This is a genomic window from Polycladidibacter hongkongensis, from assembly GCF_001561995.1.
GTDB lineage: Bacteria > Pseudomonadota > Alphaproteobacteria > Rhizobiales > Stappiaceae > Pseudovibrio > Pseudovibrio hongkongensis.
Genome location: NZ_LLWC01000003.1, coordinates 1 through 13,023, shown reverse-complemented (window position 1 = coordinate 13,023; position 13,023 = coordinate 1). Strand labels below are relative to the sequence as shown.

General features: G+C 51.1%; 14 protein-coding genes. 11 read left to right on the top strand and 3 right to left on the bottom strand.

Annotated features, from left to right (window positions below):
• Nucleotides 1–13 precede the first annotated feature (13 nt).
• From AYK82_RS00095 to AYK82_RS00055, 9 genes are all read left to right on the top strand, one after another.
• Nucleotides 14–1,570, top strand: a complete 1,557-nt coding sequence (locus AYK82_RS00095) for an ABC transporter substrate-binding protein (RefSeq protein ID WP_068310071.1) — start codon at nt 14–16, stop codon at nt 1,568–1,570.
• Between the two features lie 123 nt (nt 1,571–1,693).
• Nucleotides 1,694–2,614, top strand: a complete 921-nt coding sequence (locus AYK82_RS00090; protein ID WP_068310189.1) for an ABC transporter permease — start codon at nt 1,694–1,696, stop codon at nt 2,612–2,614.
• Nucleotide 2,615: 1 nt separating this feature from the next.
• Entirely contained in the window at nt 2,616–3,482 is an 867-nt protein-coding gene (locus AYK82_RS00085) for an ABC transporter permease (protein ID WP_068310069.1), read from the top strand.
• A 328-nt stretch (nt 3,483–3,810) separates the two neighbouring features.
• A complete protein-coding gene (locus tag AYK82_RS00080) occupies nt 3,811–3,975 on the top strand; it encodes a periplasmic nitrate reductase, NapE protein (protein WP_068310067.1) in 165 nt (54 codons plus the stop codon).
• Nucleotides 3,976–3,984: 9 nt separating this feature from the next.
• A complete protein-coding gene (locus tag AYK82_RS00075; RefSeq protein WP_068310065.1) occupies nt 3,985–4,485 on the top strand; it encodes a ferredoxin-type protein NapF in 501 nt (166 codons plus the stop codon).
• Complete coding sequence (locus tag AYK82_RS00070; protein ID WP_068310063.1) at nt 4,485–4,820, top strand: chaperone NapD; 336 nt, start codon at nt 4,485–4,487, stop codon at nt 4,818–4,820. Before AYK82_RS00075 ends, AYK82_RS00070 begins: the two co-directional genes overlap by 1 nt.
• Nucleotides 4,817–7,315: a nitrate reductase catalytic subunit NapA gene (gene napA, locus AYK82_RS00065; RefSeq protein WP_068310061.1), complete on the top strand. Its 2,499-nt coding sequence runs from the start codon at nt 4,817–4,819 to the stop codon at nt 7,313–7,315. The genes AYK82_RS00070 and napA overlap by 4 nt, the downstream gene beginning before the upstream one ends.
• 8 nt (nt 7,316–7,323) lie before the next feature.
• Nucleotides 7,324–7,785, top strand: coding sequence for a nitrate reductase cytochrome c-type subunit (locus AYK82_RS00060; RefSeq protein WP_068310059.1), 462 nt, complete (start codon nt 7,324–7,326; stop codon nt 7,783–7,785).
• Nucleotides 7,786–7,794: 9 nt separating this feature from the next.
• Nucleotides 7,795–8,388, top strand: a complete 594-nt coding sequence (locus AYK82_RS00055; protein WP_068310056.1) for a NapC/NirT family cytochrome c — start codon at nt 7,795–7,797, stop codon at nt 8,386–8,388.
• Between the two features lie 357 nt (nt 8,389–8,745).
• Here the strand turns inward: AYK82_RS00055 and AYK82_RS00050 are convergent, their stop codons facing one another.
• The 3 genes from AYK82_RS00050 to AYK82_RS00040 all read right to left on the bottom strand — a co-directional run bounded on the left by AYK82_RS00050 (nt 8,746) and on the right by AYK82_RS00040 (nt 11,565).
• Nucleotides 8,746–9,171, bottom strand: a complete 426-nt coding sequence (locus AYK82_RS00050; RefSeq protein WP_068310054.1) for a hypothetical protein — start codon at nt 9,169–9,171, stop codon at nt 8,746–8,748.
• A gap of 1 nt (nt 9,172) precedes the next feature.
• Nucleotides 9,173–10,981: an inositol phosphate phosphatase SopB gene (locus AYK82_RS00045; protein WP_068310052.1), complete on the bottom strand. Its 1,809-nt coding sequence runs from the start codon at nt 10,979–10,981 to the stop codon at nt 9,173–9,175.
• A 404-nt stretch (nt 10,982–11,385) separates the two neighbouring features.
• The gene (locus AYK82_RS00040; RefSeq protein WP_068310050.1) at nt 11,386–11,565 is read right to left on the bottom strand and encodes a hypothetical protein; all 180 of its coding nucleotides are present in this window, start codon (nt 11,563–11,565) and stop codon (nt 11,386–11,388) included.
• A gap of 102 nt (nt 11,566–11,667) precedes the next feature.
• Here AYK82_RS00040 and AYK82_RS00035 point away from each other — a divergent pair, with 102 nt between their 5' ends.
• On the top strand, nt 11,668–12,120 hold the full coding sequence (locus AYK82_RS00035; protein ID WP_068310047.1) for a c-type cytochrome: 453 nt from the start codon (nt 11,668–11,670) through the stop codon (nt 12,118–12,120).
• Nucleotides 12,121–12,615: 495 nt separating this feature from the next.
• On the top strand, nt 12,616–12,948 hold the full coding sequence (locus tag AYK82_RS00030; RefSeq protein WP_068310045.1) for a hypothetical protein: 333 nt from the start codon (nt 12,616–12,618) through the stop codon (nt 12,946–12,948).
• The last annotated feature ends 75 nt before the right edge of the window (nt 12,949–13,023 follow it).

The window sequence follows — 13,023 nt, the reverse complement described above, 5'->3', positions numbered from 1 at the left end:
TCAGGGGGAACTGATGAAATTTGAATTGCATTCACTAAAGACAGCCCACCAGATCGCTTTCAAGGCGGCTGTGGTTTCCGGGCTAGCTCTGGCAACTGCCTTGCCGATGACCAGCCTCGCCCAAGCAGATGTCTTGAAGGTTGCGCAAGGCCGCGACCCACAAAACCTCGACCCTATTGACACTTTTACCCTATCTTGGGGCTCATTCGGCAGCAATATTTTTGATGGGCTTGTGACACGCGATGAGCAGATCAAACTGTCTCCCGGCCTTGCAACCTCCTGGGAGTTTCTTGAGGAAGGCAAGCGCATTCGCTTTTCCTTGCGCAAAGGTGTCAAATTCCATAATGGCGAACCATTCAATGCCGACGCTGTAAAATTCACCTTTGATCGCTTGCTGGGAGAAGAAGGTAAGGCCGGACCACAACGGGCAAACTACACCTCGATTGGCTCTGTTGAGGTAATTGATGCACATACCGTTGATTTTCATATGGCCAAACCCGATCCGGTCATCATAACCAAGCTCTCCGGCTACGGCGCTATGATTGTACCGCCAAAATACATGGCCGAAGTGGGACCGGAAGCGTTTGATAAAAAGCCCGTCGGCACCGGTCCGTTTAAAGTTGCGAGCTATACGCCGGGTGTTGACCTAAAGCTCGAACGCTTTGACGACTACTGGAATGGCACTGCCAAAATGGAAGGCGTGCAGGTTCGCTTTATTGCAGAACCTTCCACGCGCATGGCCGAGATTATGTCCGGCGGCATCGATATATCCTTGAATATCCCAACAACGTCCATTGATGCTCTCAAGCAAAATGACAATGTGGAGCTGCACGCCGTCGACGGCCCTCGGGTAAACATTTTCCGTTTGAACCCGGCAAAGTTCATCACCAAGGATATTCGCGTTCGTAAAGCCATTAATATGGCCATCGACAAGAAGATGATCGTGCAAGCGCTGCTGTCTGGCTATGGTACACCCATTAACAGTGCGCAAGGATCTAAGTCGTTTGGTTTCAATCCGGATCTGGAAACCTACGAGTACAATCCAGAAAAAGCGCGGCAGTTGCTGAAAGAGGCCGGTATTAAACCGGGCACCGAAATTGCGCTGGACTACCGCTCCAATCGTGATCTGGACCGCGAAGTCGGCACCGTAGTTGCCAGTTATCTGCAAGCAGTAGGCCTCAACCTCAAGCTGCGGCCACATGAAGCCAGCATCTACAGCTCGGAAATCATTTACAAAGGTAACACCGGAGAAATGTTTGCCTTCGGCTGGGGCGGCTGGACGTTTGATTTCGATAACACGGCCTATCTTTTGTACCACACAGGTGAGCGTTTTAACCCTTACATCAAGGATGAAAAGCTGGATGCTTTGCTGGAAGCACAGCGCCAGACGTATGACACAGAAAAACGCCGCGAAGGGTTGCAGGCTGTAGCCAAATACGCACATGAACAGGCCTTTGAAGTGCCCCTGTTCAACATTGCTGCGCTTTATGCCGTTGGCAAGCACGTAGAAGGGTTTGTGGCCGCGCCGGATGATCGTCTGCGCTTCATGAACGTTTCTGTCAAACGGTAAAAGCGTTGGGGTGCGCCCTGACCCCTATTTCTTACCTCTTAGGGCGCACCCCTCTTTAACCTGTTGCAACCGGAACATGATTTCGGTTTGTCGAATTCTGCCGAGTTTGGAGCGTATATGTCTATCGCGGCTTTCTTTATCAGGCGCGTGGTGCAAGCACTGTTCGTCCTGTTTATCGTCACTTTGTTTGTGGCGTTTCTAATTCGCCTGACGGGTGATCCCGCTAGCATTTTGGCCGAAGAAGCCGCCAGCGTTACCGAGGCTGACCTTGAACGGATCCGTGAGAGCCTTGGTCTCAACAAGCCATTTCTTGTGCAGTACTACGAGTTTATCCGCGGCCTACTTACGCTGGATTTGGGGCAGAGTTTTTTCCGCGGCGCCGTTGGCGATCTCATTGCCATTGCCCTGCCTTCTACCTTAGTCCTCGCCTTAAGCTCGATGCTTGTATCCATTGCAATTTCTATTCCCTTAGGCATCCATGCTGCGGTTCACAAAGGGGGGATAGCCGATCAGATCATCCGCGTTGTTTCGCTGCTGGGCCTGTCCTTCCCGAATTTCTGGCTTGGTATCATGCTGGTGCTCCTTTTTGCGATCACCATCCCCCTCTTTCCGGCCAGCGGGTTTAGCGGTGCATCTTCTATCGTCATGCCAGCTGTCACGATCGGCATTATTCTCACGGCGACCAATGTCCGTCTGGTGCGCACGACGATGCTGGAGACTTTGTCCTCGCAATACGTCATGGTCGCCAGAGCGAAAGGTTTGAGCGAACGGGTGGTGATCTATAAGCACGCGCTACGCAATGCAGCTATCGGCATCGTAACTTTCCTTGGCCTACAGTTTGGCAATTTGATCGGCGGTTTGGTTATTGTGGAACTGGTATTTAACTGGCCGGGCATGGGGACACTGGCAGTCGAGGCCATCGGGCAACGTGACTATCCAGTATTACAAGCCGCGATCTCCCTGCTGGCTGTGATGATTGTTTTTGTCAACTTAGTGGTGGATCTGGTTTACGGCCTGATCGATCCGCGAATTCGGGTGGAATAACATGGCGAACGAACACTCCCAGATCGAAGGTCAGGTAAAACGCTCCAGTTTTAGACAGTTTGAGTTTGTAGCTGGATTGATGCTCTGCGGAACGATTGGCATGCTCGCACTAATATCTCCGCTTTTGTTCCCTGATGGCGGACAAAGCGTAAATCTCTTGGCACGTCTTATGCCCCCCTTGCAATCCTCCGAGTATCCATTAGGTGCAGACCCGCTGGGAAGGGATATTCTTACCCGCATCATTGTTGGAGGCCGTGTATCGTTCACGGTCGGTATTCTTTCTGCACTGGGTGCTGTCACGCTTGGTACCGTCATTGGTTTGTTTGCAGGCTACTACCGCGGCTTTGCCGACGCGTTGCTGATGCGCTTTGCCGATATTCAGCTGGCGCTGCCGTTTATCTTGCTGGCCATCACAATCATTGCCATTTTCGGCCCCGGGTTGGATCGCATCATCATTCTGATGATTGTTTCGCAGTGGGTGCAGTATGCGCGCCTTGTGCGTGGCTCTGTCTTGTCTCTGCGAGAAAGAGAGTTTGTGCAGGCAGCGCGCAGCTATGGGCTGGCTAACTCCAAGATCATCTTTCGGCATATTTTGCCAAATGCGCTTGGACCACTCATCATTTTGATGACGCTGAACGTCGCCAACAATATTCTGCTGGAAAGTAGTCTTACATTCCTCGGGCTCGGCGTAGACCCACGTGTTGCAAGTTGGGGCGGCATGTTGGCAGAGGGAAGAAACTACGCACAATCCGCTTGGTGGGTTACAGTGTTTCCCGGCTTAGCGATCATGATGACGGTGCTCGGCCTAAATATGCTCGGGGATTGGTTGCGCGATAACCTTGACCCACTCGGCAGAACTCGCCTTTAAATTCCGATAGCCCTAATAAATCCGCAGGAATCAATTGGCATCTGCGGATTTAAACTTCTATGCGCATGATTAAACCTTACACCAACCAGATCAATACTAACTGACGGCCGTGTAAAAAAGGAAAATTCTTTCTAATTGCGCTTTATCGTTAGCATTTACTAATTTTATTCACCAGAAACTTTGTTAATTGTGCATTATACAAGGGGATTCAGCAAAAAACTTGCGATTCCTCAAATTCGAAGAACTCTAAAAGTCATAACCTAACCCTCCTAAGGGATAATTGGCTTCTGTCTCGCAGTTCCAATTCCCACTTATCAAGGGGAGGCTTATGACAAGCGACATTGATCAATCAATCCATAGCAAGGCGAAGGAGCGCATTGCGTTCTTCCTACTCGCTGTCGTTCTTGCACCCGTTGTTGTAACGGCACTGGTTGGTGGTTACGGCTTCATCCTCTGGATGAGCCAAATTCTATTTGGTCCTCCGACTGTCTAGGCATTCGTGATGGTCAACGTTTCTCGCCGCGCCTTTCTTACCCGCTTTCGCTCTTCTACCAGCCAGAAGCAGCCGATCCGCCCGCCGTGGACAACGGAAGAGCGGATCGAAGATCTGTGCACTGGGTGTATGGATTGTGTCAAAGCCTGTCCAGAAGGTATTTTGCGCAGCGAGGACAACCGACCCTACCTTGAGCCCGGCATTGGAGAATGCACGTTTTGCGAAGAATGTGCCTCCCAGTGCACAGCGAAGGTCTTTGACCTACAGGAAGAACCTTGGCAGCTTACTGCTCAGCTCAATACCCAAGCCTGTTTGCTGGACAAAGGAATTTCGTGCCAGAGCTGCACAGATCTTTGCGAGCCGCGTGCGCTGCGCTTTGATCTTCGCCAACCACCTGCTGGAAAAATAACACTCAATACAGACAGCTGTACGGGCTGCGGCGCTTGCCTGCCCGTCTGCCCTGCCAGCGCCATAACACTAATCGACGCCAACAGAGAGACACCTAACTAATGCGCAATATGGATGTAGAGCGCGACCAAACAGACGAAGCCTGGCACATATCCAGTGTGCTCGTCACAGCTGATCCAAGCAAAAAAGAGGCGGTGTGCTCGGAAATCCTCCAGATTCCCGGCGCGGAACTGCCAGAGGTAACGGAAACCGAGAAGATTGTCGTGACCTTGGAAGCCAAAAGCGAGCGACAGATCGCCAACGCGCTGGACACAATCCAGAAGCTGGACGGCGTTCTCGTTGCCTCTCTGGTTTACCACCAAACCGACACAACAGACCTCAACTCAATCGTCATTTCAGATCAGGGTGACCTGCCAATCGAGGGGAAATGCTCATGATAAAACTAACAAGACGTGCCGTCGTTAAAGCGCAAGCCGCTGCTGCTGCAGTTGCTGCTGCAGGTGGGAGCCTGCCTGCAAGCGCCTCGAACGTGATTACAGATGCCAGCAAAACCGATTTGAAATGGTCCAAAGCCGCCTGCCGCTTTTGCGGGACCGGCTGTTCCATTATGGTTGCCACCAAGAATGACCGTGTTGTCGCCACCCATGGCGATGCGAAAAGCCCGGTGAACCGCGGCCTGAACTGCGTGAAAGGCTACTTCCTTTCTAAGATAATGTACGGCAAGGATCGCCTGACAACGCCTTTGCTGCGCAAGACCGACGGCAAGTACGACAAGAACGGCGAATTCACCCCAGTTTCATGGGATGAAGCCTTCGACATCATGGCAGTTAAAGCCAAAGAGGCGATGAAAAAGAACGGCCCGTTCTCTGTTGGCATGTTCGGCTCTGGCCAGTGGACTGTTTGGGAAGGCTATGCCGCTGCCAAACTCTGGAAGGCTGGTTTCCGCTCCAACACCATCGATCCAAACGCCCGTCACTGCATGGCCTCTGCCGTTGCCGCCTTCATGCGCACGTTCGGCATTGACGAGCCGATGGGCTGCTACGACGACTTTGAAAACGCCGATGCCTTTGTGCTTTGGGGTTCTAACATGTCGGAAATGCACCCAGTTCTGTGGACCCGGATAACCGATCGCCGCTTGTCAAACCCGGATGTAAAAGTGGCCGTCTTGTCCACCTATGAGCATCGCTCGTTTGATCTGGCTGACATTCCGATGGTGTTTACACCACAAAGCGACTTGGTCATTGCCAACTTTATCGCCAACTACATCATCCAGAATGATGCGGTTGATAAAGACTTTGTCTCCAAGCACACCAATTTCCGTCTTGGCAATGACGATATCGGCTATGGCCTTCGCCCCGAAGACCCACGGCAGAAATCTGCGAAAAACGCCGGCAAGGCGGGTGGCTCCACCGAAATCACCTTCGAGGAGTACGCGAAGTTTGTCAGCGACTACACGCTGGAATACGCCGAGGAAATGTCCGGTGTTCCTGCCGAACGTCTGCTTGAGCTTGCCAAGCTCTATGCCGATCCAAACAAGCGGGTGATGTCCTTGTGGACCATGGGTGCAAACCAGCACACCCGCGGCGTGTGGGTCAACCAGATGTTCTACAACATCCACTTGCTGACAGGTAAAATTGCCAAGCCCGGCAGTGGTCCGTTTTCACTGACCGGCCAGCCTTCTGCCTGCGGCACAGCACGCGAAGTTGGTACCTTTGCCCACCGTCTGCCAGCGGACATGGTGGTTGGTAATCCAAAACACCGCGAAATCTCCGAGAAAATCTGGAAACTGCCAGCAGGCACCATCCCATCTAAAAACGGCTACCACGCAGTATTGCAAAGTCGGATGCTTAAAGATGGTAAGCTGAATTTCTACTGGACACAGGTCACCAACAACATGCAGGCGGGGCCGAACGTTGTTGACGAGATCTACCCCGGTTGGCGCAACCCAGAGAACTTCGTGGTTGTTTCTGATCCATATCCAACCGTATCCGCCATGGCAGCAGATCTTATTCTGCCAACCGCCATGTGGGTGGAAAAAGAAGGAGCCTATGGTAACGCCGAGCGGCGCACCCAGTTCTGGAACCAATTGGTAAACGCACCGGGCGATGCCAAGTCTGACCTGTGGCAGACGCTGGAGTTCTCCAAGCGCTTCACCGTTGAAGATGTGTGGCCAGAAGAGCTAATCGCACAAAAACCGGAGTATCGCGGCAAAACGCTTTACGAAGTGCTGTTCACCAACGGGCAGGTCGACAAGTTCCCGCTTGCTGAAACCAATCCGGACTACGACAACCAAGAGGCCAAACACTTCGGCTTCTACGTGCAAAAAGGCCTGTTCGAAGAATACGCCCAGTTTGGTCGCGGTCATGGCCACGATCTGGCTCCGTTCGAGCGTTATCACGAAGAGCGCGGCCTGCGCTGGCCGGTTGTTGATGGCAAGGAAACCCAGTGGCGTTTCCGCGAAGGCTCAGACCCTTATGTAGGTAAGGGCAAGGGCTTCGAGTTCTACGGCCATAAGGATGGTAAGGCGCGCATCTTCGCACTGCCTTACGAGCCGCCAGCGGAGAGCCCGGACGAAGAGTACAACTTCTGGCTCTGCACCGGCCGTGTGATCGAGCACTGGCACACGGGAACCATGACACAACGCGTACCGGAGCTTTACAAAGCGGTGCCGGATGCCGTGTGTTACATGCACCCGGATGACGCCAAAGCCAAAGGCCTCCGTCGTGGCTCGGAAATCCGTGTGATTTCCCGCCGCGGTGAGATAACCACCCGGGTAGAAACCCGTGGCCGCAACAAGCCTCCGCGCGGTTTGGTCTTCGTGCCATTCTTTGACGCCAGTGAGCTGATTAACAAAGTCACACTGGACGCCACCGACCCGATCTCCAAACAGACCGACTTTAAAAAGTGCGCGGTCAAAATTGTTGCTGCATGAGGTAAGCTATGAAACTGCATAAACTGTTGATCGCCAGCCTCGTCGCTCTTGCTTCTTTTGCAGGTCCCAGCGCTTTAGCTGCTGAACCGATCTCGCAAATGCGCAATAACGACATCATGGCAGAAGATTCTGCACCAGATATGCCAAAAATCGTCAATTCAGACGAGCGGCAGGTGCGAAACTATCCTGAACAGCCACCGCTCATTCCCCATAAGATCGATGGCTACCAGGTAGACAAGAACTCCAATAAGTGCATGACCTGCCACAGCCGCACCGCGGTTGAGCAGTCGCAAGCGCCAATGGTCTCCATCACACACTTCATGAACCGCGACGGCCAGTTTCTGGCCTCCGTTTCTCCACGCCGCTACTTCTGCACACAGTGCCATGTTCCGCAAACCGATGCCCGGCCTTTGGTCGAAAACGGCTTTGTTGACGTTGACAGTGTGCTGGCACCAGACAGCAACAAATAGGAGCGCCTCATGATTTCATGGATTAAGAAATTATGGCAGGTGATCCGTAGTCCGAGTGTTCATTATAGCCTTGGGGCTTTGACACTCGGTGGATTTGTGGCCGGCATTATCTTCTGGGGCGGCTTTAACACCGCCTTGGAAGTTACCAACACAGAGGAATTCTGTATTGGTTGCCACGAGATGCGTGAAAACGTCTATGAAGAGTTGAAATCAACAATTCACTACACAAACCGTTCTGGCGTACGTGCGACTTGTCCTGATTGTCACGTGCCACATAACTGGAGCGACAAGGTTGCCCGCAAGATTGCTGCCTCTAAAGAGGTGTACGGCAAGATCTTCGGAACAATCAGCACACCGGAAAAATTCGAAGAAAAGCGTTTTGAGCTGGCAAGCCACGAGTGGGCCCGCTTCAAAGCCAATGACTCCCTTGAATGCCGCAATTGCCATAGTGATGACTCTATGGACTTCACGCGACAGAGCAAACGCGCTGCCGAGCAGCACGAAAAGTATCTGGTCACTGGTGAGAAAACATGCATCGATTGCCACAAAGGCATAGCCCACAAGCTGCCAGACATGAGCCTTGCCAATGGTAAAGCGCATTAAACTAAGGTAGCTGTAAAAACAAGCACCGGGAGACTTGGGGACTCCCGGTGCTTTTATTTGACGCCAGCACGTGGAGGTGAAACGCCAAACCAAGAAAGTGTCGCCATTTGTGGATGCTCATAGAACAACCAGCAAGCAGGAACGACAAGTTTTTCTAACCCATTTTTGATAGCAGGAAAACCATCGATAATCTAAATGCTTTCTACTCCACAACAATAGATGATCACTCAACATATGCTTAGCACATCTAGGGTAAGTAGCTCCCTATTTTAATGAGTTAGCGAACTAGTTGATCCTTCAACAAAAAACACATGAAACTTTGCTAGATAGCGTTCACTGTCCCACGATTACTCAGTACTAGAGCGTTAATTCTACCATAGACATGTTTTCTCCCACGGCATTTGCAGAAGGTGCTGTTTTTGTGTCTCGTATAGATGCCAGTTCGCTCAGGAAATTGTTGAACAGGGACACGAACATATCACCGCTCACATCTTCACTCACAAAAACACTGGCGGTGTAGGCTTCCATCTCCTCATCAAACCCAAAACAGATCTCTGATGGTAATCCCGAATTTCTCGCAAGAAGCTTCAACGCGTAGTCGCGACCTCCGCCTTCAGGTGGAAGCACTGTGGTCATCAGAAACCCGGCGGGCACCACATCCGTTATCTCATTAAAAAAAATCGCCGTTTGCTGGTCTACCACTAAGGTCGCCTGATCTCCTTGAAGGTCCGGGGCATATTCAAGCCCAAGATGAGTGAAAAGTACGTCCAGTTGCTTTTGCATGTTACGCTCCATAAAGGGTCGACAATCCCTTGATCTGCGTTGCGATGCGCTGATCAGAAACCCGGTTGTAAAACGATAGTGCTGTATGGTCTGCCGCCGTTCCATTAAAGATCTTATTGCCCTTCACGCCGGTATTCGTTTTCTGTAGCTCAAGGTTGCCATCCCGCAAAGCAACATTACTGATGACTTGCTTATGCCGATCAGCTGCAGCACCTGGTGCAGGATGGGCTTTTGCTTCACCATTATTATCTATGGCGGCTTGGTGCGCCATAATCGCTGCGGACTTGATCTCGACATCCAGCCAGCCTGTTCTGTCCTTCCCACTTTTACAGTTCCAAGCGGGCACAGCCCCAACCTCATGCGTCAGCAACGCAATACGTTGCGCCAGTTTGTAAGGATCCTGCCCATCGGAGTGATGGCTCTTACGTTCCCAGATTTCTTTGATCTGCGAGGCAAGTGTCGTGACACGCGCGGCATTGTCTGCATCTGGGTTTTCAAACAGATACGCCCCTGCCCAACCTTGCAGGTCTTCGCCTTCAAGCGGCCCGAGCAACACCTCCAAGCTCTGACGGTTGATCTTGTCTGCCCCCTTCCATCCGCTAACAGCATCCAGAGGAACAGAAAGTGCAACCACGTTTACACCAACGCTAAATGGTAGGACCTCTGGCTTAACTGTCACATCCCTCTGACTGCCATCCGCCGTAGTCACTGTTAAACTCAGGGTCTTTCCAGAGGCCTTACTCAGTGCAGCAAATTGGTCGTCAAACATCGCTCCTTCATTGTTCAGCCCTCCGATCTTCGAGGCGGTAACCAGAGAAGTTGACGTGAGCCTCATCGGGACAACCTCACCGGCCAACGCCCGTTCCATTTTGCTAATATCCATGAAGAGTGCGGCGGTCAGCAGTTCTTTCACCCTCGTATCAGCGCCTGCTTGGCGCTCGACACTGCCTTCTTTTAAGCCGTAGGGAGAGAGAATTCCGTGACGAATACCTTTGAACAAAACTTCGCCACTTTCGGCTTTCAGCTCCGAAAACCATAGATTTGCCGCGTGTTTGGTCTCGGTAGTGCTGCCTGCGCAAACCCCTTTGCCATCATAGCTTCTCGCAAAAATGTCGCAGGAGTTCTCACCGCCCAAGCGCATCTGCGCCGCTGGAGTGAGAGTAGACGTCAGCTTCTCCGTGCCAATACGAAAGCTCTTGGAAATGGTCGCCCACTCCATATTGTTTATGGTGCTCACAAAGTACTCGTTGAACACCCTTTTCGCCTGCTTCGCGGCATCCTTTTCATTGATGCCGGTTTCCAGACGCAGCGCATTGGCAATATCGGCCTTCAACTCCTTACTCATAGCCTTCGCCACTTTTACATCTTCCAAGGAAACAGGTTGATTTGCGCCAGTGTTCAGTTCCTCTTCGATCCTTACCAATTGCTGTTCGACTTTTCCCCGTAGGGACACAAACGCGCCATGGTCCCCTTCCTTCGCTTTTAGGAAGCCTTTAACCGCTTGCAATACCGTTTTTTGAAAATCGAGAGCTTCGGCCTTCTTTCCGCTAAACGCCCTCTTCTGTTCTGTTTTATCTGGCATTGGCGTAGTCGTGCGCCGAATGGTTGTCACTCGCTTCAATGTCTGGCGAAAGCTACGCGTCGCACGTGGTTGTTGCTCAGCTTTCAACTCATAATGCACGCCATCTTTCCAAGCGGCGTTCTCTTCGCCGCGTGCCGCGCCATCAGGTTTTTGCTCCAAGCTGGATGCACTAGGGGTTTCCGCAATGCTATGTGGGATAACTCTCGTCGCGGTCTGAGTGATTGGCATGGGGTACCTCATGTTTGTCCTGTGCGAAAACATTAGCAAACCCCAAACCACCTCTGTGTGCCAAAGGTTACCTCATTGCGTACTGCATTTTCAGCTGTAAGTTACGATCAGCGGAGATCTCGCATGACTTCAAGAAAGCACTTGAATGAAACGCTGAGACTTACCACACCACCATATGAACAATAGTCAACTAATCGACAGGTAGTCAAACGAGAATCAAAGTCTTTCTCGAACACAGATCTTTGCGTAGTTTAGGCGTTGTATTACTTCCCAACAGCAATACCACCGTTCATTTACGCGCCAGTTCAGTCCACTATTTGTTGGATGACCTGCTCTTTTTCACCTCCTCGGGCTTGTGATAGGATTCTTCCGAATATTGAAGTGGGGTTTGAATATTTCGCGTATTACACGAAGAACCAGCCGCGAAACCATTTGAACAGACGGGTAAGAGAAGGGATCCTGCCAATTCCAAACGAACCCATCATGGCCAACCGACCATTGTAAATTTGCGGAACTGGCCTAATGGGAACAGAGCCTTTTATCTGCTCCGGTGCGCTGGTTGCGACAAATGACGGGCGCGACATTCAAACAAGTCTTCATTCAGATTAGAACGTTGCGCAAACACAAACTCGAATTTTTAAAAGAAGCTACTCCTTGAATATCACGTAATCAGGGGGAGGCCTCTAATGGCAGAAATATTAACAAAATCCCGGGCGCGAAATATATTCTACGGAGGCTCGGTTTTCTTCGTAGCTATTTTCGTCGTTATGACTGTTCAAAGCCATCTTTATATTACCGAAAAATCCACAGCTGGGATGCCTTTGAGCGAGCAAGTCGTTCTTGGCAAGCATGTCTGGGAAAAGAACTCCTGCATCAACTGTCATACACTGCATGGCGAGGGTGCCTATTTTGCTCCGGAAGTTGGCAATGTCATGACGCGCTGGGATGTTGCCGATGATCCACAAGCCGCTTTTGAAACCTTGAAAGCATGGATGGAATCTCAACCATCTGGCATTGAAGGGCGCCGCCAGATGCCAAACTTCAACCTCACCGATGAAGAAATCCGTGGTCTTGCTGAGTTCTTGAGATGGGCGGATCAAACAGACACGCAGGGCTGGCCGCCCAATGATGCAGGTTAAGGAGTAGCGTCTATGAAATACCAATCTCAAAGTGTTGCAAAGGCCTACTTCCTGTGTGCGTTGGGGCTGTTTGCTAGGCTCTGTCAGGTTGATGAGCGCTTTGAACTTAAAGAAGTGAAATGCAGCTGAGACGCACGTCAAAATGTAGTGCGGTCTGTTCTTGCGCAAGTGATCCAACGTAGCTTCTCCTCTTCACCGCAAAAGTGGCCGTAAACATCATCGGCCTAAGCGCCGTCATAGTGACGAGATAATCACAGAAATATACAAATTTAACAAAATGTGTGAGTTTCTCATGATTAATAATTCTAATGTATTTAATGCTCATATGAAGAATGTTAGTTCACGTTAGGTAAGTATGCGGGCTGTTAGGCCCAAGCGACCACGCCAACTCTAAAAACTGCAAGAAACGTTGCGGGTAAGCTGTTGCCTGTGCGAGGGCCAGTTATTGCCTTCTCGATTCTGGTTGGCTGATGTCGATTGTGAACTGGAATGCAAATGAACTGTCTGAACGCTCTCGCGGCTAAATTAAAGCAGGTTGGTCAAATCGTCTTTTCGGTAGCGGCGATCACTTTACCTCAAAGCGCTTCTGCGGCAGTTTTCGATCTTGTTCTTGATGTTACAGATGGAATTTATGATCCTGCTCCAGCAGGAGATTTTATTACCTACGATGTTACAATTGTTAACTCGCCATTTGGTGTTGGTTCGACTGCCTCGAGCGCAACTACTTTGAGCATCGAGGCGCCGGACGGTACGTTACTGACAGATATAACTGGCACGACCTGCACTCCTTTGGCACCGCTCGATGGCCCCACGGCTCTGTCAGGTTGATGAGCGCTTTGAGATCGCGTAGTTATTTGCCATGCTTAAACTTGATGTATTCTCGGCTCTTAAAGGTTACCGTTT